Source organism: Massilia sp. CFBP9012 (genome assembly GCF_034045115.1).
Classification (GTDB): domain Bacteria; phylum Pseudomonadota; class Gammaproteobacteria; order Burkholderiales; family Burkholderiaceae_D; genus Telluria.
Genome location: NZ_JAXCWM010000002.1, coordinates 97,731 through 123,472 on the forward strand (window position 1 = coordinate 97,731; position 25,742 = coordinate 123,472).

General features: G+C 64.2%; 22 protein-coding genes. 12 read left to right on the top strand and 10 right to left on the bottom strand.

Annotated features, from left to right (window positions below; all coding sequences use genetic code 11):
• The first annotated feature begins 37 nt into the window (after positions 1-37).
• A complete protein-coding gene (locus tag SOM61_RS03090; RefSeq protein ID WP_320472732.1) occupies positions 38-862 on the top strand; it encodes a MaoC family dehydratase in 825 nt (274 codons plus the stop codon).
• Here SOM61_RS03090 and SOM61_RS03095 read toward each other — a convergent pair.
• From SOM61_RS03095 to SOM61_RS03110, 4 genes are read right to left on the bottom strand one after another with little or no spacing between them, the layout of a single operon-like run.
• Positions 798-1,544: a nuclear transport factor 2 family protein gene (locus SOM61_RS03095; RefSeq protein WP_320472733.1), complete on the bottom strand. Its 747-nt coding sequence runs from the start codon at positions 1,542-1,544 to the stop codon at positions 798-800. The two genes, SOM61_RS03090 and SOM61_RS03095, sit on opposite strands and share 65 nt — an antisense overlap.
• A complete protein-coding gene (locus SOM61_RS03100; protein ID WP_320472734.1) occupies positions 1,541-2,461 on the bottom strand; it encodes a pirin family protein in 921 nt (306 codons plus the stop codon). Before SOM61_RS03100 ends, SOM61_RS03095 begins: the two co-directional genes overlap by 4 nt.
• Positions 2,462-2,499: 38 nt before the next feature.
• The gene (locus tag SOM61_RS03105) at positions 2,500-3,399 is read right to left on the bottom strand and encodes a LysR family transcriptional regulator (RefSeq protein WP_320472735.1); all 900 of its coding nucleotides are present in this window, start codon (positions 3,397-3,399) and stop codon (positions 2,500-2,502) included.
• 55 nt (positions 3,400-3,454) lie between these two features.
• On the bottom strand, positions 3,455-5,218 hold the full coding sequence (locus tag SOM61_RS03110; protein ID WP_320472736.1) for a monovalent cation:proton antiporter-2 (CPA2) family protein: 1,764 nt from the start codon (positions 5,216-5,218) through the stop codon (positions 3,455-3,457).
• Positions 5,219-5,500: 282 nt separating this feature from the next.
• Between SOM61_RS03110 and SOM61_RS03115 the strand changes: the two genes are divergently transcribed.
• The 6 genes from SOM61_RS03115 to SOM61_RS03140 all read left to right on the top strand — a co-directional run bounded on the left by SOM61_RS03115 (position 5,501) and on the right by SOM61_RS03140 (position 13,915).
• On the top strand, positions 5,501-6,370 hold the full coding sequence (locus tag SOM61_RS03115; RefSeq protein ID WP_320472737.1) for an AraC family transcriptional regulator: 870 nt from the start codon (positions 5,501-5,503) through the stop codon (positions 6,368-6,370).
• A 348-nt stretch (positions 6,371-6,718) separates the two neighbouring features.
• A complete protein-coding gene (gene proV / locus SOM61_RS03120; protein ID WP_320472738.1) occupies positions 6,719-7,954 on the top strand; it encodes a glycine betaine/L-proline ABC transporter ATP-binding protein ProV in 1,236 nt (411 codons plus the stop codon).
• Positions 7,951-9,075: a glycine betaine/L-proline ABC transporter permease ProW gene (gene proW, locus SOM61_RS03125; protein ID WP_414674925.1), complete on the top strand. Its 1,125-nt coding sequence runs from the start codon at positions 7,951-7,953 to the stop codon at positions 9,073-9,075. The genes proV and proW overlap by 4 nt, the downstream gene beginning before the upstream one ends.
• A 17-nt stretch (positions 9,076-9,092) precedes the next feature.
• Positions 9,093-10,142, top strand: a complete 1,050-nt coding sequence (proX, locus tag SOM61_RS03130; protein WP_320472739.1) for a glycine betaine/L-proline ABC transporter substrate-binding protein ProX — start codon at positions 9,093-9,095, stop codon at positions 10,140-10,142.
• A gap of 153 nt (positions 10,143-10,295) precedes the next feature.
• A complete protein-coding gene (mutS, locus tag SOM61_RS03135; protein WP_320472740.1) occupies positions 10,296-12,971 on the top strand; it encodes a DNA mismatch repair protein MutS in 2,676 nt (891 codons plus the stop codon).
• The gene (locus SOM61_RS03140) at positions 12,971-13,915 is read left to right on the top strand and encodes a hypothetical protein (protein ID WP_320472741.1); all 945 of its coding nucleotides are present in this window, start codon (positions 12,971-12,973) and stop codon (positions 13,913-13,915) included. The genes mutS and SOM61_RS03140 overlap by 1 nt, the downstream gene beginning before the upstream one ends.
• Positions 13,916-14,125: 210 nt before the next feature.
• Here the strand turns inward: SOM61_RS03140 and SOM61_RS03145 are convergent, their stop codons facing one another.
• On the bottom strand, positions 14,126-14,659 hold the full coding sequence (locus SOM61_RS03145) for an FKBP-type peptidyl-prolyl cis-trans isomerase (RefSeq protein WP_320472742.1): 534 nt from the start codon (positions 14,657-14,659) through the stop codon (positions 14,126-14,128).
• 77 nt (positions 14,660-14,736) lie between these two features.
• On the opposite strand from SOM61_RS03145, the gene SOM61_RS03150 reads away from it, so the two are divergent.
• The 3 genes from SOM61_RS03150 (at position 14,737) to SOM61_RS03160 (ending at position 16,923) form a co-directional block, all read left to right on the top strand.
• Entirely contained in the window at positions 14,737-15,858 is a 1,122-nt protein-coding gene (locus tag SOM61_RS03150) for a cupin domain-containing protein (protein WP_320472743.1), read from the top strand.
• Positions 15,859-15,872: 14 nt separating this feature from the next.
• On the top strand, positions 15,873-16,352 hold the full coding sequence (locus SOM61_RS03155; protein WP_320472744.1) for a DUF7931 domain-containing protein: 480 nt from the start codon (positions 15,873-15,875) through the stop codon (positions 16,350-16,352).
• Positions 16,353-16,644: 292 nt separating this feature from the next.
• Positions 16,645-16,923 carry a hypothetical protein gene (locus SOM61_RS03160; protein WP_320472745.1) on the top strand — a complete coding sequence of 93 codons (279 nt, stop codon included), beginning with the start codon at positions 16,645-16,647 and terminating at the stop codon, positions 16,921-16,923.
• Between the two features lie 130 nt (positions 16,924-17,053).
• Here the strand turns inward: SOM61_RS03160 and SOM61_RS03165 are convergent, their stop codons facing one another.
• The 4 genes from SOM61_RS03165 to SOM61_RS03180 form a co-directional block, all read right to left on the bottom strand.
• The gene (locus SOM61_RS03165) at positions 17,054-18,475 is read right to left on the bottom strand and encodes an IS4 family transposase (protein WP_320472746.1); all 1,422 of its coding nucleotides are present in this window, start codon (positions 18,473-18,475) and stop codon (positions 17,054-17,056) included.
• Between the two features lie 143 nt (positions 18,476-18,618).
• Entirely contained in the window at positions 18,619-19,398 is a 780-nt protein-coding gene (locus tag SOM61_RS03170) for a BPSS1780 family membrane protein (RefSeq protein ID WP_320472747.1), read from the bottom strand.
• Complete coding sequence (locus tag SOM61_RS03175) at positions 19,399-20,367, bottom strand: homoserine kinase (protein WP_320472748.1); 969 nt, start codon at positions 20,365-20,367, stop codon at positions 19,399-19,401. It lies immediately after the preceding gene.
• A gap of 61 nt (positions 20,368-20,428) precedes the next feature.
• A complete protein-coding gene (locus tag SOM61_RS03180) occupies positions 20,429-20,932 on the bottom strand; it encodes a dihydrolipoyllysine-residue succinyltransferase component of 2-oxoglutarate dehydrogenase complex (protein ID WP_320473064.1) in 504 nt (167 codons plus the stop codon).
• A 199-nt stretch (positions 20,933-21,131) separates the two neighbouring features.
• On the opposite strand from SOM61_RS03180, the gene polA reads away from it, so the two are divergent.
• Positions 21,132-23,903 (top strand): DNA polymerase I, encoded by a 2,772-nt coding sequence (gene polA / locus SOM61_RS03185; protein ID WP_320472749.1) that lies wholly within the window; start codon positions 21,132-21,134, stop codon positions 23,901-23,903.
• A 48-nt stretch (positions 23,904-23,951) separates the two neighbouring features.
• Entirely contained in the window at positions 23,952-24,584 is a 633-nt protein-coding gene (gene grxB / locus SOM61_RS03190) for a glutaredoxin 2 (protein ID WP_320472750.1), read from the top strand.
• A gap of 19 nt (positions 24,585-24,603) precedes the next feature.
• Here grxB and SOM61_RS03195 read toward each other — a convergent pair whose 3' ends face one another.
• Positions 24,604-25,611, bottom strand: coding sequence for a serine hydrolase domain-containing protein (locus SOM61_RS03195; RefSeq protein ID WP_320472751.1), 1,008 nt, complete (start codon positions 25,609-25,611; stop codon positions 24,604-24,606).
• Positions 25,612-25,742: the final 131 nt, after the last annotated feature.

Here is a 25,742-nt window from a genome sequence, read left to right on the forward strand (position 1 = left end):
GTCTTCCCTATCTCCGCTTCCTCCTTTTGGCGGAGCCATGCTGCTGCGGGCGCTGCTCAAGCGTCCGGCGCGCCCGTCGACCGGCCAGGCCGGCGCCACCTGGCGCCTCGACCGGATCGACTCCGGTCACCTGCGCCGCTATAACGCCGCGTTTGGGTTCAAGGGCGATGCCGTTCCGCTCACCTTCCTGTACCTGCTGGCGCAGCGCGCGCAGCTGGCGACCATGCTGGCCTGCCCGATCCCGTTTCGCATTCCAGGCCTGATCCATGTCGAGAACCGGCTGGCGATGCACGGCCCGGTCGTGCCTGACGCGCCATTGGCTGTGACGACCGCCTTGCAACTGCCGCCCCCGGCCCCGAACGGCGCCTTGCACGCCGTGCTGGAGACGCGCGCCTTCGACGGCGAACGGCTGGCATTTTCCTGCGACAGCACTTATCTGATCAGGCGCGGCAGCCGCTCGGGCCGCGATGCGCCGCCGCCTGCGGCGCCGCATGGCAACGCACTTGGAGGGTGGACGGTCGCGCATGACGCCGGGCGGCGCTATGCGGCCTTGTCGGGCGACTGGAATCCGATCCACCTATGGCCATGGTCGGCGCGCCTGATGGGCATGCGCGCACCGATCATCCACGGGGCGCATACGCTGGCGAAAGCCTGTTCGCTGCTGCAAACGGCATCCGGCCGGGAGATCACATCGGTCTGGTGCCGCTTCCGCCAGCCGGTCCCCCTGGGTGCGAGCGTTGCGCTGTTCCAGAGCGATACCGAAGGCGGGTTCGCGGCCGTATGCGGCGACCGCATCGTCATCGAGGGACGCTGCGTTGTCCTTCCCGATGGTCGAACATCGCCACGCCTCCAGCCGTCGTGACCGGCACCTCATCCTGCAACACGTCCCAGTGTTCGGCCAGCCTGCCATCCTCGATACGGAACAGGTCGACCACCACTTGTGGCGCCTCGGCCCAGCCCCGGATGCGTCCGTGAATGGCAACCAGGTCGCCCTCGGCGACCATCATGCCCGGCTCGTAGTGAACGTCTTTCGACATGCCGGCCACCAGCGCCCGCAGGGCGTCACGCCCTTGCGGGATGTCGGGATTGTGCTGGATGTAGTCCGCGGAATAGAGGCGGTTGACCGCCGATGCGTCGTGCGCCTGGAACAGCGAGGTCATCGCCTCGAGCACCAGCGCCTTGTTGCGCCGCGGCCGCTCGTCCGATGCCTGTAGCGCAGGCCGCGTGACGGTGATGGCGCCTTCCATGCGCAGGAATCTGCCGCCGGGAAGCGTCGCGTACGAGTGGATCACGCCACAGTCGTAGTCCTGGACATTGACGACGCTGGCGCCGTCACTTTCTTGCCAGCTCACTGCAAACATGCCGTTGCCCAGCGGGGCGACCTGGATGGCGACGATCTCGGATCGGGCAAACGGCCCGTCCTTGATCTCGAACTTCAGCTGTGTCGACGACAGCAGCGTCAGCCTGACCTGGAATTCGGGATAGGCGACATCCATCTCGAGGCCAATGGGGAAGTGGTCGATCGACACAGCGGCACCTTTCATAAAGGCGGTGCACGATCGACGGCGGCGCCATTGGCCGCCACCGGCGGCGGCGGTGCATCCGGCAGCGGAGTGAACTCCTTGTCGTCCGCATCCGGCAGCTTCATCCTGCCCGCCTGCCAGTCGGCCGCCGCCTGCGCCAGGCGATCCCTGGAAGACGAGACGAAGTTCCAGTACAGGTGGCGCTCGCCGACCGGCTCCCCGCCCAGCACCATCACGGTCGCGTGCTCCAGCGCCTTGACGCGCGATGCGGCAGCCCCCAGCACCAGCATGCGGCCGCTCTCGTGGCGCATGCCGTCCATTTCCACCGCGCCGGTGGCGATGTACAGGGCGCGCTCCTTGTAGCCGCCGGGGATCTCGGCGGTCGATCCCGGCTGCATATCGAGATGGGCGTAGAACAGCGGCGAACAGGTTTTCGCGGCGGCGGAGAGGCCATAGGCGCTGCCGGCGATGAGCTGGCCGGTGACGCCGCCATCCTTCCACTGCGGCAGGTCGGCGCCGGAATGGTGCGAGAACGACGGCGCGATTTCTTCCATCCCGTTCGGCAGCGCAACCCAGGCCTGGATGCCGTGCAGGTGGTCGCCGTGCGCCCGCGCGTGCTCGAAGCGCTCGCTGTGCGTGATGCCGCTGCCCGCGGTCATCCAGTTGACTTCGTGCGGATGGATCTCCTGTTCGACGCCCACGCTGTCGCGGTGCATGATGCGGCCTGAGAACAGATAGGTCACCGTCGACAGGCCGATATGGGGATGCGCGCGCACGTCGGCGCTGCGGTCGAGGCCCGGCGCCAGGTCGAGCGGCCCGATATGGTCGAAGAAGATGAACGGTCCGACCATGCGCTGCTTGGCGAACGGCAGCACGCGGCCGACTTCGAAACTGCCGCCCAGGCTGCGGCGGCGCTGCTCGATGATCATGTCAATCATGGTTCTCGTTACTCCATTAGTGAAATTGAGGGAAAGGCCTAGGCGCGGGGCCAGGCGCTGGCGATCGGCGGCTTGGTGTCGAAATACGCCACCAGCAGATCGGTCAGGATGCGGATCTTGCGCGCCGGATGCTGGCCCGGCGGGCGCACGACGTAGGCGCCGGCCGGCGGTGGCGGATAGCGCGTCATGACCGGAACGAGCGCGCCGGCATCCAGGTACTCATGCATCAGGCCATAGGGCAAATAGGCGACGCCCACCCCCGCCAGCGCGGCCGCGACCAGCGCGGTGCCGTTGTCGGCCTTGAAGCGTCCCTGGGGCCGCACCGACACGATCTTTTCGCCATCCAGGAACTGCCAGGCCTCGGTGCCCTGCATCAGGGCCTGGTGCGACAACAGCTGGTCCGGGGTCTCGGGCGCTCCGTGGGCTGCGATGTAGGCGGGACTCGCAACGGTGACCCCATAGATCGGCCCGATCCGCCGCGCCACCAGGTTGGAATCCTGCAGGTAGCCGAGCCGTATCGCGCAGTCGTAACCGTCCGCGATGAGGTCCACATTGTGGTCGCTGTAGCAGGTGTGGATCTGCAGCCGCGGGTGAAGCCGCGCCATTTCCGCCAGCACCGGCGCGAAGTGGGTCGGTCCGAACGACAGCGGCGCGGCGATGCGCAGGCGGCCGCGCAGTTCGCCGGCGGGCAGGATCGTCTCGCGCGCCAGGGCGATCTCGGCGCAGACCCTGGCCGCATAGTCGCGAAAGGTGGTGCCGGCTTCGGTGAGCGCCGCGCCGCGGGTGGTGCGCGACAGCAGCTGGATGCCCAGCTCCTCCTCGAGCCGGGCCAGGCGCCGGCTGACGATCGACTTGGACACCCCAAGCCGGAGCGCGGCCGCCGAAATGCCGCCGGCATCGGCGACTTCCACGAATGTCTGCAACTCTTCGATATCCACTACGATGCTCCCGGTTGTGCCACACGGCGTCGCTGCATGATACTGCCGTCAGCGGCTAGGTGGCCGGCTTGCCCAGCGGCTGCGGCATGACGGGCAGGTGCAGGTGATCGCGGCCCGACAGCTCGTCGCCATGGATTTGTTCGGCCAGCCGCTCGGCATCGCGCCGGCGGATGTCGGCCGCGGCTTCCTGGACGTCGGCCTCGGCCACGCCCAGCGCGCGCAGGCCTTCGGCGCCCATCAGGTAGGCCGATTCGACGGTCTCGCGCACCTGATAATCCACGCCGGCGCGGATCAGGGTGATGGCGTGGCCGCGATCGTAGCTGCGCACCAGCAGCCGGGCCTGCGGAAATTCGCGCCTGGCCAAGGCCACGATGTCGTTCGCGGCCTTGGGCTCGTCGACGCACACCATGATCGCGTCGGCTTGCCCGGCGCCGGAATGGCGCAGGGTGTCCATCCTGGTGCCTTCGCCGAAGAACACCTTGAAGCCGAAGCGCTGCGCATCGCGGATGCGGTCGGGATCCTTGTCGATCACCGCCAGCTTGACGCCGCTGGACAGCAGCACTTGGGAAGCGATCTGGCCGAAACGGCCGAAGCCGATGACGAGCACCCGCCCCTTCAGGTCGCGCGCATGCTCGACGCCGTCCATCGATTTCTCATGCCGCAAGAGGCGGTCGGTCACGAGCGTCAGCAGGGGCGAGAGCGCCATCGAGAGGATCACGACGGTGGCGAACAAGGCATTTTCGCGCTCGTCGAGCACGCCCGCCGAGAGGGCTGCGGCATACAGCACGAAGGCGAATTCTCCACCCTGCAGGAACATCGAGGTGCGGTGCAGGGCCTGGTGGTTACTGGCGCCGAACAGGCGCGCGACCACGTGAACGACGATGCCCTTCGCGACCATGAAGCAGAACAGCATGGCCAGCAGCAGCCGCCATTCGGCCGCGACGATGGCCAGGTCGAGCGACATGCCCACCGCCAGGAAGAACAGCCCCATGAGCAGGCCGCGGAACGGCTCGATATCGCTTTCGATCTGGTGCCGGTAGCTTGAACTGGACAGCATCACGCCGGCCAGGAAGGCGCCCATCGCCATCGACAGGCCGGCCAATTCCATCAGCAGCGCCGCGCACAGGACCACCAGCAGGGCGCCCGCGGTCAGGACTTCGCGCGTGCGCGACCTGGCCAGCAAGGCGAAGAACGGGTCAAGTCCCCAGCGCGCCACGCCCAGCAGCACCGCCAGCGCGCCGATGGCCAGCAGCAGGTCGGACCATCCCTGCCCATGCTGTCCTTGCAGCGGCGGCGCCAGGAAGGCGACCACCGCCAGCAGCGGCACGATCATCAAGTCCTCGAACAACAGGATGGCGACCGACTTCTGCCCCTGCTCGCTGGCGATCTCGCCCCGGTCCTGCAGCGCCGTCATGATGACGGCGGTCGAGGACAGGACGAAGCCCGCGCCGGCGACGAAGGCGGCCGGCCCGGACAGGCCGAACATCGCATAGCCGGTCAGCGCCAGCGCGGCGGTCGCGGCGGACACCTGGGCCAGGCCCAGGCCGAAGATCTGGCCGCGCATCGCCCACAGCTTGTGCGGCCGCAGTTCCAGCCCGATCACGAACAGGAACATCACCACGCCCAGCTCGGAGAAGTGCAGGATCGAGCGCGCATCGGTGACCAGGGCCAGCACCGACGGCCCCACCAGGATGCCCGCGCCAAAATAGCCGAGGACCGCGCCAAGGCCCAGCCGCCGGAACAACGGCACGGCGATCACGGCCGCCCCCATCAGGACGACCACCGGGCCGATCGTCTGCCCCAGGCTTGCTCCAGCCATCAACTCTCCTCGCTTGTCTCACTCATTTGATGCATTCATATGACACTGCGCCAGGCGCAACGGCAGGCGCAGGCGTTCCCGGATGCGCAACACAGCACATCCGGGAACGGCACTAGCGCGCACCACGCGCGGCCAGCAAAATCGTCCTGACGCCCATGCGTTGGAGATAGAACGATACCAATCCGATATAGGCGCGACAATGTTCAATCCTGCTATCGTTGGTTCATTCCTGCTGCGCCGGATCGACGAAGTCAGTGTTAGGAGAACATTATTAGCGCCCCAATGGTCACGCCCCCGCCGCTCCCCCACAACATCATCGGCCTCTCGCAGGCAGGCCGCGCGTGGAGCGGCGTCCAGCTGGTTGTCACCGGCTACGACTGTGACGGCGAAGGCACGAGCGTCCTGCCACATCGCGACCACGCGCGCCTGAGCGTGGTGCTGGAAGAGCACGGGGGCGCATGCGAGCCGCGCTTTCATCCAGATCGTCCATGCCCCGTCGAGCATGTGCCGCGACATATGTATTTCGCGCCGGCCGGCATGGAAATATGGGGTCACTCAAAAAACGCGCGACGCGTCGTCGACGCCGTGCTCGTGTTCGACCTCGACGTCTTGAGCGAACGCCTTGCAACGACATTGGACGCGGGCCGGACCAGCGTCCCGAGGCTGCGCTTCGCCAATGACCGGATCTGGAACCTGGTCAAGCTGCTTTCCGAGGCAGTCCATAACCCCGACCCGTCCATGCACCTGTATGGCGACGGCATTATTACCGCTGTGTCGTCGCAGCTGTTCGCAGCGCCGCGCATCACGGAATTCAAGACCGGCGGACTTGCTCCGTGGCAGTTGCGACGGGTGATCGATTACATGGAAGCGAATCTCCCGCACCGTGTCGAGCTGGAAACCCTGGCATTGCTGGTCAACCTGTCGCAAGCACATTTCAGCCGCGCGTTCAAGATCTCGACCGGGCTGGCGCCCTACCAGTGGCAGCTCGCCGCCCGTATCCGGCGCGCGCAGCAGTTGCTGTCCGCTTCCGATGCGAGCCTGGGCGAGGTGGCGCACGCCACTGGCTTTGCGGATCCGGTTCATTTTGGCCGGACGTTCCGAAAAATGATGGGCCTGGCGCCAGGCGCATGGCGGACCCAGCACAAACGATAGCTGCCCGGCACCGCGCGCGTCGAATAAATAAATCAGATTGACTTATCATTGGGCTTGCTTTATAATTCATGCCCACTAGACAATAGTTATTTTTAGCAACACCCCTGCTGCACCTTATTTGCCATCCGTTGGGTGGGAAATAGCTCTTAGGCCTAGCGCCAGCATCCCGTAAACGTTTGACGCAATCCGCGTCAGCACCCGCCCCGCCGGCCAAACGTGCCTGCCCTTTCGGCCGCCTGCACGCTTGCGCGCCAATTGCACTGCCGACGGCTCGGGTCCATCGATTCCCATGAACGCCATTGGCTGCAGGGTTTCATTCCATTCGCCAAATCGAAGGAGAACAACAACGTGGCAAAACAAATCATCATCGACCATGTCTTCAAGGTGTACGGCGACCAGTCCGACGACGCGCTGGCGCTGGTTCGCCAGGGCGCCAACAAGCAAGACATCCTGGCCAAGACCGGCTGCACGATCGGCGTGTTCGACGCCACCTTCACCATCGAAGCGGGCGAGATCTTCGTCATCATGGGCTTGTCCGGCTCGGGCAAGTCGACCCTGGTGCGCATGCTCAACCGCCTGATCGAGCCGACCGACGGTCGCATCCTGGTCGACGGCAACGACATCAACACGCTGCCGGACGCCGAGTTGCGCGCCTTGCGCCGCAAGGACATCAGCATGGTGTTCCAGTCGTTCGCCCTGCTGCCGCATATCACCGTGCTCGACAACACCGCCTTCGGCATGGAGCTGGCCGGCATTCCCAGGGCCGAGCGCCATGAGCAGGCCCGGCAAGCTTTGGCCCAGGTTGGGCTCGCGGGCTATGCCGCCAGCTATCCCGACGAACTGTCCGGCGGCATGCAGCAGCGCGTGGGCCTAGCCAGAGCACTGGCCAGCGATCCATCGATCCTGCTGATGGACGAGGCGTTTTCGGCGCTCGACCCGATCATGCGCACCGAGATGCAATCCGAGCTGCTGCGCCTGCAGCAGATCAAGCGCCGCACCATCGTCTTCATTTCGCACGACCTCGACGAAGCGATGCGCATCGGCGACCGGATCGCCATCATGAAGGATGGCCACGTGGTGCAGGTCGGCACGCCCGAGGAAATCCTGCGCAAGCCCGCCAACGACTACGTGCGCAATTTCGTGCGCGGCGTCGATGCGGCGGCGGTCTTCAAGGCCAGCGACATCGCCCGCAAGAGCCAGATCGTGGTGTCGGAATCGCCGACCCGCGGTTCGCGCGCGGCTCTCTCCATGCTGGAGGAGCAGGACCGGACCTACGCCTACGTCGTCAATCCGCAGCGCGAATTCCTCGGCCTGGTGTCGGTGGACTCCCTGCGCGACGCCCTCGACGGCCATACCGGCCCGCTGGGCCTGGCGCATGCCTTCCTGGCAGACGTACAGACCATCAAGGCGGACGAGCCTGTCGCCGGACTGTTCGGCCAGGTGGCGCAACTGCCGTATGCCGTACCGGTGGTGGGCGATGACGGACGCCTGTGCGGCGCGATCAGCAAGACCACCTTGCTGAAATTCCTCGACCCCGACACGCCTGCCATTCCCGAGGCACAGCATCAGAAAGGACAAGCATGAGCATGACCGAGAACATCACAGCAGTACAACCGGCCGCGGTACAGCCGGCTGCAGGACAGGCTGCGGAAGCGGCCGCCCAGATCAATCCCTGGCTGCCGACGCCGCCGAGCGACACCTCCTGGCTCGACGCGGCAGCGCCGGGCGTCACGCCCGAGCACGCCAGCAGTTTCGACCTGGCGCACCTCCTCGATGGCGCGCTGCCGCTGCAATCCTGGATCAACGACGGGCTGGGCTGGGTTGTGGAGAATTTCCGCCCCTTCTTCCAGGCCGTGCGCGCGCCAATCGACGCGACACTGACCGGCTCCAGCCAGTTGCTGCTGGCCGTGCCATCCCTGGTGCTGATCGCCATCATCGGCCTGCTGGCATGGCAGTTCACCAGCCGTGCGCTGGCCGTCGGCACCGTGCTGGCGCTGGTGGCGGTCGCCATGCTGGGCGTGTGGCCGGAAGCGATGGTCACCCTGTCGCTGGTGCTCACCTCGCTGGTGTTCTGCCTGGTGATCGGTCTACCGCTGGGGATCTTCCTGGCCAGCAGTGACCGTGCGCAAAACATCCTGCGCCCCGTGCTTGACGCGATGCAGACGACGCCCGCCTTCGTCTACCTGGTGCCGGTGGTCATGCTGTTCGGCATCGGCAATGCGCCGGGCGTGATCGTCACCATCATCTTCGCCCTGCCGCCGCTGGTGCGCCTGACCAACCTCGGCATTCGCCAGGTGCGTCCCGACCTGATCGAGGCGGCGCGCGCCTATGGCGCCTCGCCGTGGCAGCTCTTGAGCCGCGTGCAGCTGCCGCTGGCAATGCCGTCGATCATGGCCGGCATCAACCAATCGCTGATGCTGTCGCTGTCGATGGTGGTGATCGCCTCGATGATCGCGGTCGGCGGCCTCGGCCAGATGGTGTTGCGCGGTATTGGCCGCCTGGACATGGGCCTGGCCACCGTGGGCGGTCTCGGCATCGTCCTGCTGGCCATCATGCTGGACCGCCTGACCCAGGCCATGGGGCAACCGCGCCGCGGCGTGCGCCACTGGTACCAGACCGGTCCGGTCGGCTTCGTCCTGCGCCGGGTCGGCGATTCCGCCGGCTCCGACGCGGCCCCGTCCACCAAGCCTGCCACCGCACAATAAGACTAGAAAGGATACCGATGCGTCAAACCGAACACTTCAACGCCACCTATAAAACGCAGCGCGCGTTTCGCTGGATCTCGGCCCTCGTGCTCGCCGGACTCGCCCTCTCCACCGGCATCGCGACGGCGCAAACACCAGGCGCCGACCTGCCCGGCAAGGGCATCAAGGTGCAAGCCCTGCAAAGCTCGCTGGCCGAGGAAACCTTCCAGACCATGCTGGCCAATCGCGCCCTGGAACAGCTGGGCTACGAAACGCAGTCGATCAAGGAAGTCGCCTATCCGACCGCGCACATCGCCGTCGGCAACGGCGACGCGACCTTCCTCGCAGTGCATTGGGACCCTTTGCACCAGGATTATTACGACAACGCAGGCGGTGACGCCAAGCTGCTGCGCACCGGCAGCTACGCCGGTCCTGCCGCCCAGGGCTACCTGATCGACAAGGCCACGGCCCAGAAGCACAACATCACCAATATCGACCAGTTGCGCGACCCGGCCATCGCCAAGCTGTTCGACCATGACGGCGACGGCAAGGCAGACCTGACCGGTTGCGATCCGGGCTGGGGCTGCGAGGCCATGATCGAGCATCATATGGACGGCTACAAACTGCGTCCGACGGTAACGCACGTGCAGGGCAGCTATTCGGCGCTGATCGCCGATACGATTGGCCGCTACAAGCGCGGTGAATCGATCCTGTATTACACATGGACGCCTTACTGGGTGAGCAGCGTGCTGGTGCCGGGCAAGGATGTCGTGTGGCTGCAGGTGCCGCACTCGTCGAACCCGCAAAACGCCAATACCCGCCTGGCCGATGGCAGCGATTACGGGTTTGCCGTCAACACCACGCGCTTCGTCGTGAATCGCGCCTGGGCCGAGAAGAATCCGGCGGCGGTGAAGCTGTTCGAGGTCATGCGCTTGCCGATTGCCGATATCAATGCACAGAACGATCGTGTGCGTGAAGGGCAGAATTCGCAGGCCGAGATCGCGCGCCATACGGCGGGGTGGATCAAGTTCCACCAGGAACTGTTCGATAGCTGGATCACGCAGGCGGAGGCTGCGGCGAAACAGTAATCGTTGAAAAGATGGCCGGCTTATGCCGGCCATTGTCGTTCTAGACCAAAAACTCTTGAGCAACGACGATCTTTGCAGCGGACTGCCGGGTCGATCGGGTTAAAATGTCAAGTCCTGGCCTTTCACGCGCCAAGCCGTACCGATTCAGACGACATGACCACCGCCCCCAAAGAAATCAACGCCGCCGCCATCAAGAACAGCGCGACGGAAAAGCTCACTCCGATGATGCAGCAATATTTAGGCATCAAGGCCGACTACCCCACCATGCTGGTGTTCTACCGCATGGGCGACTTCTACGAGCTGTTCTTCGACGACGCGGAGAAAGCCTCGCGCGTGCTCGGCATCACGCTCACCGCGCGCGGCAAGTCGGGCGACCAGCCGATCAAGATGGCCGGCGTGCCCTTCCACTCGCTGGACGGCTACCTGGCCAAGCTGGTCAAGCTGGGCGAATCCTGCGCCATCTGCGAGCAGATCGGCGACCCGGCCCTGTCGAAGGGTCCGGTCGAACGCAAGGTGGTGCGCGTGGTCACGCCTGGCACCCTCACCGATTCCGACCTGCTGCCCGAAAAGGCCGAACGCCCGCTGCTGGCGCTGTGCCTGATCAATCAACGCAAGACCGTCACCGCCGGCCTTGCCTGGCTGTCGCTCGCCAGCGGCAACCTGCGCCTGATGGAATTCTCGGGCGATGCCCGCGGCGTCGAACAGCGCCTGGCGCACGAACTCGAACGCATCGCGCCGGCCGAGATCCTGCGCGCCGATTGCGCCGACATGTTCGAGAGCGACGGCGTCCACGCGCACACCCAACGTGTGCCCGAATGGCATTTCGACGTCGTCAAGGGCCACGGCGCCCTGCTCGAGCAGCTGGGCGTGACCACCCTCACCGGCTTCGGCGCCGACGGCCTGGGCGCCGCATTCGGTGCGGCCGGCGCGCTGCTGCGCTATGCGCAATCGACCCAAGGCCGCGGCCTGCAGCACGTGCGTGGTCTCGCCTGCGAAACCGAGAACGAATACATCGGCCTGGACGCCGCCACGCGCCGCAACCTGGAACTGACCGAAACCATCCGCGGCCAGGAGTCGCCTACCCTGTTCTCGCTGCTCGACGGCTGCCGCACCGCGATGGGCTCGCGCCTGCTGCGTCACTGGCTGCACCATGCGCGCCGCGACCAGAGCGTCGCGCGCAGCCGCCACCAGTCGATCGAAGCGCTGATCCAGGCCGATGCCAACGACGCGCTGTCGTCGACCCTGGCCCAGGTGCCGGACATCGAACGCATCACCACGCGCATCGCCCTGCTCACCGCGCGGCCACGCGACCTGGCCGCCCTGCGGGATGGACTCAAAGCTTTGCCGGTGGTGCGCGAACAGTTGGCGCGCTGCTTCATCCCGGGCGACACCTGCCTGCTGCGCGAGATCCACGACGATCTCGCCACGCCGGGCGCGTGCGTCGACCTGCTGACGCGCGCCGTGATGGAAGAGCCGGCGGCGATGGTGCGCGATGGCGGCGTGTTCGCGCGCGGCTTCGACGCCGAGCTCGATGAGCTGCGCGCGCTGTCCGAGAACGCCGGCCAGTTCCTGGTCGACCTCGAGACGCGCGAGCGCGCCCGCACCGGCATCGCCAACCTGCGGGTCGAGTACAACAAGGTGCACGGCTTCTACATCGAAGTCACCAACGGCCAGACCGACAAGGTGCCGGACGACTACCGCCGCCGCCAGACCCTCAAGAACTGCGAACGCTACATCACGCCCGAACTGAAGGCCTTCGAAGACAAGGCCCTGTCGGCGCAAGACCGTGCGCTGGCGCGCGAAAAAATCCTGTACGACCAGTTGCTGGCCGACCTCGCCCCGCACATCGGCTGCCTGCAGACCATCGCGCGCGCGCTGGCCCAGGTCGACGTGCTGGTGGCGCTGTCGAGCCACGCGCTGCGCCACAACTGGTGCGCGCCGGTCCTCTCCGATGCGCCATGCCTGACCATCGTCGAAGGCCGCCATCCGGTGGTGGAAAACCAGATCGAGCGTTTCATCGCCAACGACTGCAAGCTGTCCAACGACCGGCGCCTGCTGTTGATCACCGGCCCGAACATGGGCGGTAAATCGACCTTCATGCGCCAGGTGGCCCTGATCACGCTGCTGGCCTATGTCGGCAGCTACGTGCCGGCCACCAGCGCGACGCTCGGCCCGATCGACCGCATCTTCACCCGCATCGGCGCCAGCGACGACCTGGCCAACGGCCGTTCGACCTTCATGGTCGAGATGACCGAATCGGCTGCGATCCTGAACGGCGCCACCGAGCACTCGCTGGTGCTGATGGACGAAGTCGGCCGCGGCACCTCGACCTTCGACGGCCTGGCGCTGGCCTGGGCGATCGCGCGCCACCTGATCGACACCAGCCGCAGCTTCACGCTGTTCGCAACGCACTACTTCGAGCTGACCCAACTGCCCGAGACCTATCCGAGCGCCTCCAACGTGCACCTGTCGGCGGTCGAGCACAAGGACAGCATCGTGTTCCTGCACGCCGTGCAGATTGGCCCCGCCTCGCAGAGCTACGGCCTGCAGGTGGCGCAGCTGGCGGGCGTGCCGCAACCGGTGATCAAGGCCGCGCGCAAGCACCTGGCGCGCCTGGAAGCGCAGGCGCTGGATGCGACGCCGCAGCGCGACCTGTTCGCGGCGCCGCTCGCCGAGGAAGAAATCGGCGAGGCCCCAGCGCCGGCATTTGCACAAGCCGAACCGCAGGACGACGGCCTGCGCGACGCGCTCGATGCGATCGACCCGGACGCGCTCACGCCACGCGAAGCGCTCGAACGTCTCTACGAGCTCAAGCGCCTCGCCGCCTGATGCAAGCACGGCGCCGATCACTCCTGCTGGCCGCCCTGCTGTCCGTCGCGTCGCTTGCCGGCGCGAAGGACAAGGCGGACAGCAACGCTCACCGGTTCGCGGTGATCGGCAACGACTCGGGCGAGGACGGCGAGGCGCGCCTGAAAGCGGCGCTGGCCGATTCGTCCGAAAAATCGCTGGCCTTCGTCGTCATCAACGGCATCAAAGGCGAGAAGGAAAGCTGCGGCGACCGGCTGTACCAGGAGCGGCGCGACATCATCGAGCGCGCCCGACGGCCGACCGTCGTGTCGCTGGCCGGCAGCGACTGGACCGCCTGCCGCAACTCGGCCAACCGCACCAATGCGATCGAGCGCCTGAACCGCCTGCGCGAACTATTCCATGGCGAGCCCGAGTCGCTGGGCCGCGAGAAAATCCACCTGACCCAACTGTCGGCCAGCCCGCGTTTTCGCAGCTACGCCGAGAATGCGCACTGGAAGGTGGGCAAGGTGCTGTATGCCACCATCAATCTCCCGGCCGGCAACAACCACTTCCTGCCGGCGGCCGGCCGCAATAGCGAGTACGAAGACCGGACGGTCGCCAACCGCTTCTGGCTGAACCGCCTGTTCGCGATCGCGCGCAGCGACAAGGCAGAGGCGCTGGTGCTGTTTTCGGAAGGCGCGGTGCGACCGTTCTACCTGGACCAGCCGGCGGGGCTGCGCGGCCTGCTGCGGCGCGATCCGGTGGAGAAGGACGGGTTCGAGGAGGTGCGACGCCAGATCCAGGGCCAGGCGGTCAAATTCGATGGCAAGGTCTTGTTGGTCGACGGCGGCAAGCCGCATGGGAAGAAGCCGGAGATCGAGTGGAACGGCAACCTGGGACAGCTGTCGGTGGGGACGAAGGCGGTCGAGGTGAATGTGAAGGTGGGGAAGGAAGCGGAGTTTGGGGTGGAGGATGCGAAGCAGTGATTGTTTCGCGGTGGTGGTGGGCGTGAGGATTTGGGGTGGGCGTGAGGACTTGGGTATGCACGAGGGCTTAGGTTCCCGCCTTCGCGGGAACGACGTACGAAGGTTGCGGGCCAATGGTGTTGCTAGCAACCACCACACGTAAAACCGTCGTTCCCGCCCTCGCCGGGCGCCTTGGCGGGAACCCAAGTCACTCCTCCCACCACCAAAGCATTACTGCAGCGGCTGACTACGGAAGTGGTCACCCTCGTCGCTATCGTCCATCTCATGATGATGACCGCCCGCGCCATGCACGTGGCCGTGCTGGATTTCTTCGGCGGTGGCTGCGCGCACGTCGATCACCGACAGATCGAAGCGCAGGGCCATGCCGGCCAGTGGGTGGTTGCCGTCCAGGACCACCTTGTCTTCGGCGATTTCGGTCACGGTGAAGATCACCGGCTCGTCGTCGCCGCCTTCAGCCATGCCTTCGAACTGCATGCCGACTTCGATCGGCTCCGGCAGGCGGGCGCGCTCTTCGACCTTGACCAGCTCTGGCTCGTAATCGCCAAACGCGTCGTCCGGTTCTACCTGGATGGTCGACGAATAGCCGACTTCCTTGCCATCGAGTTCTTCTTCGATCTTCGGCAGGGTATTCTCGTAGCCGCCGTGCAGGTAAACCATCGGCTGCGCGCCTTCTTCGATCAGGTTGTTCTGGGCATCCGACAACTTGTAGTTAACCGTCACGACCGTGTCTTTGGCAATCTTCATCGCACATCCTTTCATTGTAAGGCTCGGATTATACCCCCGATGGGTTCTACGACTTGCCCGGCTGGTTATAATGACGCATGAAAAAATTACCGCTTCTCGGGAATATCACTCCCGCCGAGTTTCTGCGCGATTATTGGCACAAGAAACCACTCCTGATCCGTGGCGCCATCCCCGGCTTCAAGCCCCTGCTCAAGTTCGAGAAACTGGCCGAGATGGCGCGCCAGAATCACGTCGAATCGCGCCTGGTCACCCAGCGCGACGGCAACTGGGACATGCAGCACGGCCCCCTGGCCGAACTCCCGGCCCGCACCGAACCCAACTGGACGATGCTGGTCCAGGGCGTGAACCTGTACGACGAAGGCGCCGACGACCTGCTGCGCCAGTTCCGCTTCGTGCCCGATGCGCGCCTGGACGACCTGATGATCAGTTTCGCCACCGATGGCGCCGGCGTCGGCCCCCACTATGATTCTTACGATGTATTCCTGCTGCAGGCCCACGGCAAGCGCCGCTGGAAGATCGGTTCGCAGCAAGACCTGACCCTGGTCGAAGGCTTGCCGCTCAAGATCCTGGCCAATTTCAAGCCCGAAGAAGAATTCGTGCTCGAACCGGGCGATATGCTGTACCTGCCGCCGCATTATGCCCACGACGGCATTGCCGAAGGCGAATGCATGACCTATTCGATCGGCTTCCGCTCCCCTTCGTTCCAGGAATTGGGCGAAGCCTTCCTGCAATTCATGGCCGACTCCATCGATTTGCCTGGCCGTTATGGCGATCCAGAATTAAAGCCGGCCAAGAACCCGGCCGAGATTCCACGCGATATGCTGGACACGGTCACCGAAGAATTGAACAAGGTGCGCTGGGATGAGGAAGACGTGACCGTGTTCCTGGGCGAGCACATGTCCGAACCCAAGCACAATGTGTTCTTCACCGGCCCGGCGAAACCGCTGACCGTGGGCCGCTTCATGGAAACCGCCGCCAAGCGCGGCATCAAGCTGTCCAGCAAGACCCTGATGCTGTACCGCGGCAAGCACGTCTTCATCAACGGCGAATCGTTCGCCGTCGGCCGCGCCGACAAGGCGGTGCTGGACGTGCTGGCCAACGAGCGCCGCATCGCTGGCGCCGTGCTGGACAAGGCCACCGACGACGTGCTCGAAGCCCTGTACACCTGGTACCAGGACGGCTGGGTCGAGCTGGGCTGATGGACGAGGTGTCGATGAGCGAACCACGCACGATTGCCTTCGACACCCGCCTCGACTGCGAGGCGCAGTTTCTCGCCTGCATCGAAGCGTCACAGGCCACCCTGGCCGTCTTCGATCCCGACTTCTCGGTCTTTCCACTCGGCAGTACCAGGGCCGACACCGCGCTGCGGAGCTTTCTTGCCCGCGGCGGCCGGCTGCGCCTGGCACTGCACGGTCCTTCCCACATCGAGCGCCACTATCCGCGCTTCTTGCGCCTGCTGCGCGACTATGGCCATCTGTGCGAGTGCCGGCAGACTCCGCGCAGCCTGCGCCAGCTCACCGATTCCTTCTGTATCGGCGACGACCGGCACATCGTGCGCCGCTTTCATAGCGACCATCTGCGTGGCGAGGCGGCTTTCGACGATCCTGCCGCCTGCGAGCTTTCGCGGCACCGCTTCGAAGCGATCTGGCAAGAGTCACATCTTGCATTGCAAATGTCCGCAACAGGCTTATGAGCAATCGCAATAGTTGCGTTAAAAACGCCAGATAGTTACATATCGCCGTGTTTCTTAGCCACGTTGCATCTTGTAACAATATGAAGCTTATTCATACGCAAATTTCTTTCGTTGCGGCATGTGTTCGCTATTGCGAAACTGTAAAATTGTCTATAATATCAATCAGGAAGGTTCCGTTGCGTCTATGGCGTTAACGCTATTTGTAAAAGCACGAGAATTCCACCGAGAAATAATTACCGGTAATTATTAATCGCAACAAGTGTTCGACTCTTGTAAATACTAAGGAAAAATCATGAAAAAAACCCTGCTGATCGCCTCCCTGTTCGCTGTTACCCTGGCTGCTTGCGCTAAGAAAGAAGAAGCTCCAGTCGCACCAGCTGCTACCGAAACCCCAGCTGCTGTCGCACCAGTTGACGCAACCGCTACCCCAGCTGCTGACGCAACCGCACCAGCTGCTGCTGACGCTGCTGCCGCTGACGCTGCTGCTGCTGCCAACACCGCAACCGACGCAGCTGCTGCTGCTCAAGGTTCGGCTGAGAAAGCTGCTGACGCTGCTGCTACCACCAAGTAATTCTTTACTTCGGTAAGAAGAACCGGCCTGCGGGCCGGTTTTTTTACGTCTGTCGTTTTGTAATGTACGCAGGCCGCCGCTGCAAGCTCCACCGCTAGCCCAAAAACGTCGTCCCCGCGAAGGCGCTAGGCTAAGCCCACATCTGTGCAAGCTTCCAGCCTTGCATCATGCTGCCGAAGCGTTCGAGTCCGTGCCGCATCGTGATGGGGCCTGCCCTGGCCTCTCTCGCGTAGCCCGTCCAACCTCCGAGACGGGCAATGATCCACGTTGCCCAAGCCAAGCTGCGGGCAACGTAAGGATTCTTCAGTCTTTCAGTCCGCCCTTCGAGCTTTCCTTGCAATTTCCCTAGGACTGTAATCTCGTCTTCGTCGAAGGCGTCGCTTGCAGATTGACTCGTGTTGCCGTCGCGCGCGTTCACCAGTTGCAGCGTTTTTGCTGATACCAATGTGGCGATAGCTGCCAGTTTCAAGAGCTCGTCTGCTTGCTCGATCTGGCTCGATTCGATATCGAGTCCTTGGCGCTTGAGGATACGGAATAGTTGTTCTATGTTCCAGCGTTGCTGATACCACTCTACGATCTGGAGCGCTTGCTCGGTCATCTCCACGTCGTGAGTCGTCAGCAGCACCCAGTGGACCGCTGCCTCTCCAGGCAGTACGGTGTCCGGCGATTCACTTAACTCCACGACGGATAAAACGATGTTCGGCTGCTTGGCCTTGCAGCCTTTGGGACGCCGGATACTTACCGTTCCATACCGGACGTCCATGTGGGCGCAGTGAGCAGATCGCGCGCCGCTACGAGCGCCGTCGGTGCTTCGATATGCTTTGCCTGCGCTCCGAACTGGTACTTCCAACTTCATGCAGGCTGCTGCTGGCTGCGCAGCCAACCAGCCGAATAACGTGCCTCCCCCTTCGAGTTCACGATCGTGACGCGCTCGCGTAATGAGGTGGGTGCGTTTGTTTGGGATGCGATCCCACTCCTCGTAGATGTCGCTCTCGCGATCTGCAACTACTGTCACCGAAGCGGCTCGGTACAAACGCTTTTCGGCAGCCTTCGCTCCGTCGATCCAGCGCATCGACTCTTTTTCTTCGATGGGCCTGCGCTCCCGTGGTCGCTCCGTCGTCACTTCCCGGACCCAGGCGGCTTGATGAGCAAGGCCCAGGCAAGCGTGACTTTCGGCATCGATTACCAACACCGGATGAATGAACAATCCACATCCCTTGTTGCTGCTGATACCGCCCAGCCCGCTAGTGCGTCGGGCGTGAGGGGTGTAGTCGAGCTCGCTGGTGTCTTGAATTGCCAGCACATGACGGCCCGCTACGACTTGTGCCGTACGCTCAGTGCCGTGACGAATAATCTCTTGCGGCGTCACGTTCGGATGCTCCAATAGACGATGAAAACGCCTTTGGGTCGCACGATCATCGCTTAAACGGCGTAAGCAGACCGTGCCCCGTTCTGATATTCGACTATGGAGAAGTATTCCAGTTCTGCAGAGACGTTCGTCCCCAAATTCGCCAATGCAATGCTCATCTCTGAGCAGTTCGAGAGAAGTCATGGCGACCTCCGCTGAGTCCACACTTCAATGATTCAGCATACGCCAAATATATGTTAAAGATGTAGGCTCAGCGTAGCGCGAAGGCGGGGACGACGTACTTATTACAGCACGAATTGTGGCGTTAGAGGTGTCCCACCTTCAAGTCACTTCTCGAGGCTGACCTTGTCAGCCGACGTCGCTTCCGGCTTGCCGAAAATCTCCCGATACCCCGCATACATCGCGCACTGCAGCAGCAGGATGAACAGGAAGATCACCCACATGATCACCACCCGCGCGAGATTGTTCCCGCCCAGCAGCATGGCGATCACCATGCACACCGCAAAGAAGATCGCGAACCAGGCCGCCAGCAGCACCAGGAACACGCCGGCGCTGCGTTTCACGGCAAAGAAGCTGTAGAACACGGCCTTGAACGGCGGCATCTTTTGCCAGTAGGTGAGCGGGGCGGCGAAGCACAGCGAGATCAGTGCCGCGACGTCGACCGCGAAGATCAGGAACATCGCCAGCACGTCCGATCCTGCCAGCACGGCCGGGGTGCCGGTCGTGCCCTGGGCCCGGACCTGCTCCCAGAACGTCGCATCGACGGCGAAACGGGTGATCAGCGCCAGCACCAGCGACACGCCCAGGTAGACCACACCGACCTTGCACAATTGGCGGAACACCGGCTTGCGGAATCCCGTCAGCAGCACCGCGGGCGAGACGCGCTGGCCGCTTTCGATCAGCGAGCAACCCATCATGAAGGCCATCGAGAACGAGGGGATCAGCACCACCGCCACCATCGGCCCCAGCAGCGGCACGGCGCTGATCAGGATGCTGATCAGGATGTTGGCGAACAGCAGCGTGGTGAGGGCCGCGGGTTGTTGACGGAACAGGCTGGCGCCGCGTTTGAGCCAGATCCAGCCGGTGATAGCAGGCAAATTGTTCATTTAGGGCAAATTCGGCGCCGGGCGAGCGATGCGCTCGCGCAGGATGCGTTCGAAATGGGTCGGATCGTGCGGCGTCAACAGCTCGGCCGCACGGGGAAGATGCAGATCATACAGGCGCGACAGCCAGAAGCGAAGCGCGCCGGCGCGCAGCATCGGCTGCCACGCGGCGCGTTCGTCGTCGGTAAATGGCCGCACCTCATGGTAAGCGTCCAGCAAGGCGCGCACCCGGGCCGCGTCAAGAACGCCGGTGGCCAGGTCGACGCACCAGTCGTTGACGGTCACGGCGACGTCGTACAGCCAGGTGTCGACGCCGGCGAAATAAAAGTCGAAGCAGCCGCTCAGGCGCTCGCCCTCGAACATCACGTTGTTGCGGAACAGGTCGGCGTGCACGGGGCCGCGCGCCAGGCCGGCATAGGTGGCGCCGGCGGCGAATTCACTCTGGTAGGCCACTTCGCTGCGCAGCAGCGCGGCTTCCGCTTCACTGAGGAAGGGCAGGACGGCCGGCGCGGTTTCCACCCACCAGTCCAGGCCACGCAGATTGGGCTGATGCAGGGCGAAATCCTGGGCCGCCAGGTGCATGCGCGCCAGCATGCGGCCCACTTCGGCGCAGTGCACCGGCTGCGGGTCGAGCTGGGAGCTGCCTTGCAGGCGGCTGACGATGATCGCCGGCTTGCCGTGCAGCGCGACCACCAGTTCGCCGTCCGTGTTCGGCACCGGCGCCGGCACCGGAATGCCGCGTTCGGCCAGGTGGGCCATCAGCTTGACGTAGAAGGGGAGCTGGTCGAAGCGCAGGTTCTCGAAGATCGTCAGCACATACTGGCCGGACTGCGGGCCATGCGCTGTATTCAAGAAAAAATTGCTGTTATCGATGCCGGAGGAAATGCCTTCGAGCCCGACGGCCTGGCCGAGCGGGTACTGCTTGATCCACTGGTGAAGGTCATCCAGCGAGACCGCGGTAAATACTGCCATGTGCTAACAAAAGAATAGGTGAGAGCCCGCCGCCGCGACACAAGCGCCGCGGCTGGTGGGATCATTGTTTGGTGGTCGGCTCCAGCGCGGGCGGCGGCGGCACGTCGGCGCGGGCGGGCACGCCCGGACGCGCAGGGGCCGGCGCAACCGGCTGATCGGCTGTGTCCTGCTTCTTGGGATTGCCAAAGTCGAATTCCATCACCGTCCATTGTGGGGCACGGATGTTGTTGGCAGTGGCATCGCCGGGTTGGGCGTTACCTGGTGCAACGTTGGGTTTCATGGTGTAGCGGCTCGGGCCGCTTTCTACCTCGACCTGGGTGACCGTGCCGTCATTGCTGCGGCGCTCGGTGATCTTGGTGCGCTCGCGCGGCGGAATCGTGGTCGCCGGCGTGTCGCTGCCCGGCTCGATGCGTTCGAGCTGGGGCGGCGCATCGCTGGGGCGCTGCTGGTTCTGCGGCGGGGTCGGCGTCGATTGCGTCGGAGGCAACGCCGACTGCTGGGCCGCGGCCGAGCCGGCGAGCAGACAAAGCGTCAGGAGGGCGTAGCGGGGTGTCGAGCGCAGCATGATGGTCACCTAATGTCGTTTAGTCCATTGTAGCAAACAGCGTCACTTCCCTGTGAAAAGTGTGCCAAAACCTTATGTTTTCATAGGGGCAAGTGTCTTGAAGCTCAGGCGCGGCTGCCGATACGGATTCTGCGATAATGGCGCTTACCCTGGCGCCACGGATGGCGCCGCCTGCCGAAATCCTGAATGCCTCCCCCTTATGGACAATACCCTGCTGCTCGTTGACGGTTCCAGTTATCTTTATCGCGCCTACCACGCGCTGCCCGACCTGCGCAGCCCGGACGGCTTCCCGACCGGCGCCATGCACGGCATGGTCAATATGCTGCGCCGCCTGCGCGCCGACTTCCCGGCGGCCTATATCGCCTGCGTATTCGACGCCAAGGGCAAGACCTTCCGCGACGACCTGTATCCCGAATACAAGGCGACGCGCGCCTCGATGCCGGAAGACCTGGGCAAGCAGATCGAACCGATCCACGAAGTGGTGCGTTACATGGGCTGGCCGATCCTGATGGTCGACGGCGTCGAAGCGGATGACGTGATCGGCACCCTGGCGGTGCAGGCGACGGCGCGCGGCATGAAGACCGTGGTCTCGACCGGCGACAAGGACCTGGCCCAGCTGGTCAACGACAAGGTCATGCTGATCAATACCATGACCAACGAGCGCATGGACGAAGCCGGCGTGCTGGCCAAGTTCGGCGTGCCGCCGAACCGCATCATCGACTACCTGACCCTGGTGGGCGACACCGTCGACAATGTGCCGGGCGTGGCCAAGTGCGGCCCCAAGACGGCCGTCAAATGGCTGACCCTGCACGGTTCGCTGGATGGCGTGATCGAGAACGCGGCCAGTGTCAAAGGCGCCGTCGGCGCCAATCTGCAGGCGGCCCTGGAGTGGCTGCCGAAAGGCCGTGAGCTGATCACCGTCAAGACCGACTGCGACCTGGTCAAGCACGTGATCTCGTTCGAGGAAACGCTGGTGGGCCGTCCGGAAGACGCCGAAGCGCTGCGCGATTTCTTCGCGCGCTACGGCTTCAAGACCATGCTGCGTGACCTGGGCGGCGCCAAGGCAGCGGATGGCAGCGTGCGGCCGGCCGCTGGCACTGCGCCGGGCGGCGGCGCCCTCAATTCGCCGGAAGGCGCGGCGAGCTATGCCGGCATGCCGGTCATCAAAGGCGAGTACGAAACCATCCTCACCGACGAGCAACTGGACAAATGGCTGGCGCTGGCCGAGGCGGCCGAACTGACCTCGGTGGACACCGAAACCACCTCGCTCGACCCGATGACGGCCGAAATGGTCGGCATTTCGCTGTCGGTCGAAGTGGGCAAGGGCGCCTACATCCCGGTGGCGCACCGCTACGCCGGCGCGCCGGACCAGCTGTCGCGCGAGCACGTGCTGGAAAAGATGCGCGGCTGGCTGGAGAACCCGGCCAAGCCGAAGGTGGGCCAGAACCTCAAGTACGATATGCACATCTTCGCCAACCATGGCGTAACCTTGAAAGGCATCGTGCACGACACGCTGCTGCAATCGTATGTGTTCGAGTCGCACAAGCCGCACGATATGGACACGATGGCGATGCGCCACCTCGGCTACACCACGATTCCCTACGTGGACGTGTGCGGCAAGGGCGCCAAGCAGATCTGCTTCGACCAGGTCGAACTGGGGCGCGCCACCGAGTATGCCGGCGAGGATTCGGACATCACCCTGCGCCTGCACCAGAGCATGCTGCCGGAAGTCGAGAAGGACAAGGGTCTTGCGTATATCTACCGCGAGATCGAAATGCCGACCATGGAAGTGCTGCACAAGATCGAGCGCAACGGCGTGCTGATCGACAGCGCGCTGCTCGACGTGCAATCGGGCGAACTGGGCAAACGCATGATGGAGCTGGAGCAGCAGGCCTACGAGGCGGCGGGCGGTCCGTTCAACCTGGGTTCGCCGAAACAGATCGGCGAGATCTTCTTCGGCAAGCTTGGCCTGCCGGTGATCAAGAAGACCGCCACCGGCGCGCCGTCGACCGACGAAGAAGTGCTGCAGAAGCTGGCCGAGGATTATCCGCTGCCGAAGATCCTGCTCGAGCACCGCGGCATGTCGAAGCTGAAGTCGACCTATACCGACAAGCTGCCGAAGATGGTCAACCCGAATACCGGAAGGGTTCATACCAATTATGCGCAAGCGGTGGCGATTACCGGCCGCCTGTCGTCGAACGAGCCGAACCTGCAGAACATCCCGGTGCGTAACGCCGAAGGTCGCCGCATCCGCGAAGCCTTCGTCGCGGCACCTGGCCACGTGATCGTCTCGGCCGACTATTCGCAGATCGAGTTGCGCATCATGGCGCACATCTCGGGCGACGCCGCGATGCTCAAGGCTTTCGCCGACGGCGAGGACATCCACCGCGCCACCGCCGCCGAAATCTTCGGCGTCAACCCGGCCGACGTGCAAAGCGAGCAGCGCCGCTACGCCAAGGTGATCAACTTCGGCCTGATCTACGGCATGAGCGCCTTCGGCCTGGCCGCCAACCTGGGCATCGAACGCGCCGCGGCTGCCAACTACATCGAGCGTTATTTCGCGCGCTTCTCGGGCGTGAAGCAGTATATGGACAACACGCGCCTGGAAGCGAAGGCGCGCGGCTACGTCGAAACCGTATTCGGTCGCCGCCTCTGGCTGCCCGAGATCAATTCGCCGAACGGCCCGCGCCGCGCCGGCGCCGAACGCGCGGCAATCAATGCGCCGATGCAGGGCACGGCGGCCGACCTGATCAAGCTGGCGATGATCGCGGTGCAGGGCTGGATCGAGAGCGAGAAGCTGGGCACCCGCATGATCATGCAGGTGCACGACGAACTGGTGCTCGAAGTGCCGGAAGGCGAGCTGGAACTGGTGCGGGTCAAGCTGCCGGAGCTGATGGCGGGCGTGGCCGAGCTGAAGGTGCCGTTGGTGGCCGAGACCGGCGTGGGGAAGAACTGGGAAGAGGCGCACTGAGTGAGACAGGCTGGCGAGGCGCGCCTTCGCCTCGTCCATGGAGAAATCTTGAAACTCTATATCTACGAGCATTGCCCTTTCTGCAGCCGCGCGCGGCTGGCCCTGGGCCTGAAAGACCTGGCCTTCGAGACCGTCGTTCTCATGGAAGACGATGCCGCCACGCCCACGCGCCTGGTCGGCAAGAAGGCCGTGCCGATCCTGGAAAAGCCCGACGGCAGCCATATGGGCGAGAGCCTCGACATCGTGCGCTATGTCGACACGCTGGGCACGCCCATGTTCGACGGACCGCCCGAGGCGGCCCTGGATGCCTGGGGCGATGCCGCGTGGCCGCTGGCCCTCAAGCTGTTCATCCCACGCTTTACCGAAGGCGATTTCGCCGAGCTGGCCACGCCGTCCGCGCGCGAAGCCTATCGCCAGCGCGAGGAACGCGCCTTTGGCGACCTGGATGCGCTGCGCGCCGACAGCGCGCGCTACATCGGCAAGATGAACACGAAACTCGAGGCGCTCGCGCCGCTGCTGGCCGGGCGCGACGCGGTCGGCATCAGCGACGTCAAGCTGTGGCCGATCCTGCGTTCGCTGAGCATCGTCGATGGGCTGCAGTTCCCGCCGGCCGTGCGCGCCTATATGGAGCGGCTCGCAGCCGCCGGTAAGGTGCCGCTGTTGTTCGAGCAGGCCAGATAGGCGCTTTTCCGATCCGCTCTCAATCGAGCGCGGCGGCCACGATCTTCTCGATATCTGACTGCGCCGCCTCGCAATTGGCCAGCTGGATGACCGACATGCCGCGGGCTGGAATCCTGAGGATCAGCGTGTCGAAGCCCCACAGGCCGCCGCTGTGGAACACGACGTCATGGCCTGCGCGCTGGATCACCTCCAGCCCGAAGCGGTAAGCCGGCACCGAACCGTCCAGCAAGGCCGATGGCTGCAGCATCGCATGCAGCAGGCTCGATGGATCGGCCCACTGGCGGTGCCACTCCTTTTCCCAGCGTAGCAACTCATTGACGCTGGCATACACACCGCCGTCGCCGACGGTATTGGCATTGCCCAGGTGCTGCTTGTAGCCGAACGGACGTCCAGCATCGGCCTCATAGCTGAAGACCCGGTGTTCGATGATGCTGAAGCGATCCTCGTCGAACGCGATGCGCCGCATGCCCAGCGGATCGAACAGCTTCTCTCTCGCATAGCGGCCGAGCGGCATGCCGCTCAGGCGCTCCACCAGGGTAGCGAGCAGGATGTAGTTGCTGTTGCTGTAGCGGTAGCCGGTCGACGTGGGGAAGACGACGGTGTCGAGACGCTTGATCAGCGCCAGGATCATCCGGTTGTCGAAGTAGTCGGCCTCGTGGCGCGACAACTGGCATTCGATGAACTGGAAATAGTCGGGAATGCCGCTGCTGTGATTGAGCAGGCTGCGCAGCGGGAAGGGCTGTTCGAAATTCGCCAGCTCCGGCAGGTGGGCGCAGACATCGTCATCGAGCCCGATGGCGCCCTCGCGCACCAGCGACAGCACGCAGGCGGCGGTGAACTGCTTGGATTCCGAGGCGAGGTAATAGGCCGAGTCGGACGACAAGGGCACCTTCAGTTCGAGCGATGCCATGCCGTGGTGAAGCGCGAATACGGGCTTGCCGTCGCACAGGACGGCGGCGCTGAAGCCAGGGCCGTCCGGCGGCAAGGTCGATTGCAGTTGCGTGAAATAGTCTTCCAGCCGGTGCACGAAAATTCCTGTCTTGTCCGCGATGAGCCGACAAGTATAAAGCTCACATGCCTTTCCGGTTCAGATATTGGATAGCCGGAAAGATGAGCTTGCCCGCTGCCGCCCCGCCGGAGCGCGCAGGGGCGGAATGG

Coding starts and splice junctions, on each gene's coding strand:
- SOM61_RS03175 (WP_320472748.1), bottom strand. CDS start 20,367: ATGGCAGTATTTACCGCGGTCTCGCTGGATGACCTTCACCAGTGGATC.
- SOM61_RS03165 (WP_320472746.1), bottom strand. CDS start 18,475: ATGACTTCTCTCGAACTGCTCAGAGATGAGCATTGCATTGGCGAATTT.
- proW (WP_414674925.1), top strand. CDS start 7,951: ATGAGCATGACCGAGAACATCACAGCAGTACAACCGGCCGCGGTACAG.
- SOM61_RS03160 (WP_320472745.1), top strand. CDS start 16,645: ATGAAAAAAACCCTGCTGATCGCCTCCCTGTTCGCTGTTACCCTGGCT.
- SOM61_RS03155 (WP_320472744.1), top strand. CDS start 15,873: ATGAGCGAACCACGCACGATTGCCTTCGACACCCGCCTCGACTGCGAG.
- SOM61_RS03095 (WP_320472733.1), bottom strand. CDS start 1,544: ATGAAAGGTGCCGCTGTGTCGATCGACCACTTCCCCATTGGCCTCGAG.
- SOM61_RS03180 (WP_320473064.1), bottom strand. CDS start 20,932: ATGCTGCGCTCGACACCCCGCTACGCCCTCCTGACGCTTTGTCTGCTC.
- polA (WP_320472749.1), top strand. CDS start 21,132: ATGGACAATACCCTGCTGCTCGTTGACGGTTCCAGTTATCTTTATCGC.
- SOM61_RS03090 (WP_320472732.1), top strand. CDS start 38: ATGCTGCTGCGGGCGCTGCTCAAGCGTCCGGCGCGCCCGTCGACCGGC.
- mutS (WP_320472740.1), top strand. CDS start 10,296: ATGACCACCGCCCCCAAAGAAATCAACGCCGCCGCCATCAAGAACAGC.
- SOM61_RS03100 (WP_320472734.1), bottom strand. CDS start 2,461: ATGATTGACATGATCATCGAGCAGCGCCGCCGCAGCCTGGGCGGCAGT.
- SOM61_RS03145 (WP_320472742.1), bottom strand. CDS start 14,659: ATGAAGATTGCCAAAGACACGGTCGTGACGGTTAACTACAAGTTGTCG.
- proX (WP_320472739.1), top strand. CDS start 9,093: ATGCGTCAAACCGAACACTTCAACGCCACCTATAAAACGCAGCGCGCG.
- SOM61_RS03110 (WP_320472736.1), bottom strand. CDS start 5,218: ATGGCTGGAGCAAGCCTGGGGCAGACGATCGGCCCGGTGGTCGTCCTG.
- SOM61_RS03140 (WP_320472741.1), top strand. CDS start 12,971: ATGCAAGCACGGCGCCGATCACTCCTGCTGGCCGCCCTGCTGTCCGTC.
- SOM61_RS03170 (WP_320472747.1), bottom strand. CDS start 19,398: ATGAACAATTTGCCTGCTATCACCGGCTGGATCTGGCTCAAACGCGGC.
- SOM61_RS03150 (WP_320472743.1), top strand. CDS start 14,737: ATGAAAAAATTACCGCTTCTCGGGAATATCACTCCCGCCGAGTTTCTG.
- SOM61_RS03115 (WP_320472737.1), top strand. CDS start 5,501: ATGGTCACGCCCCCGCCGCTCCCCCACAACATCATCGGCCTCTCGCAG.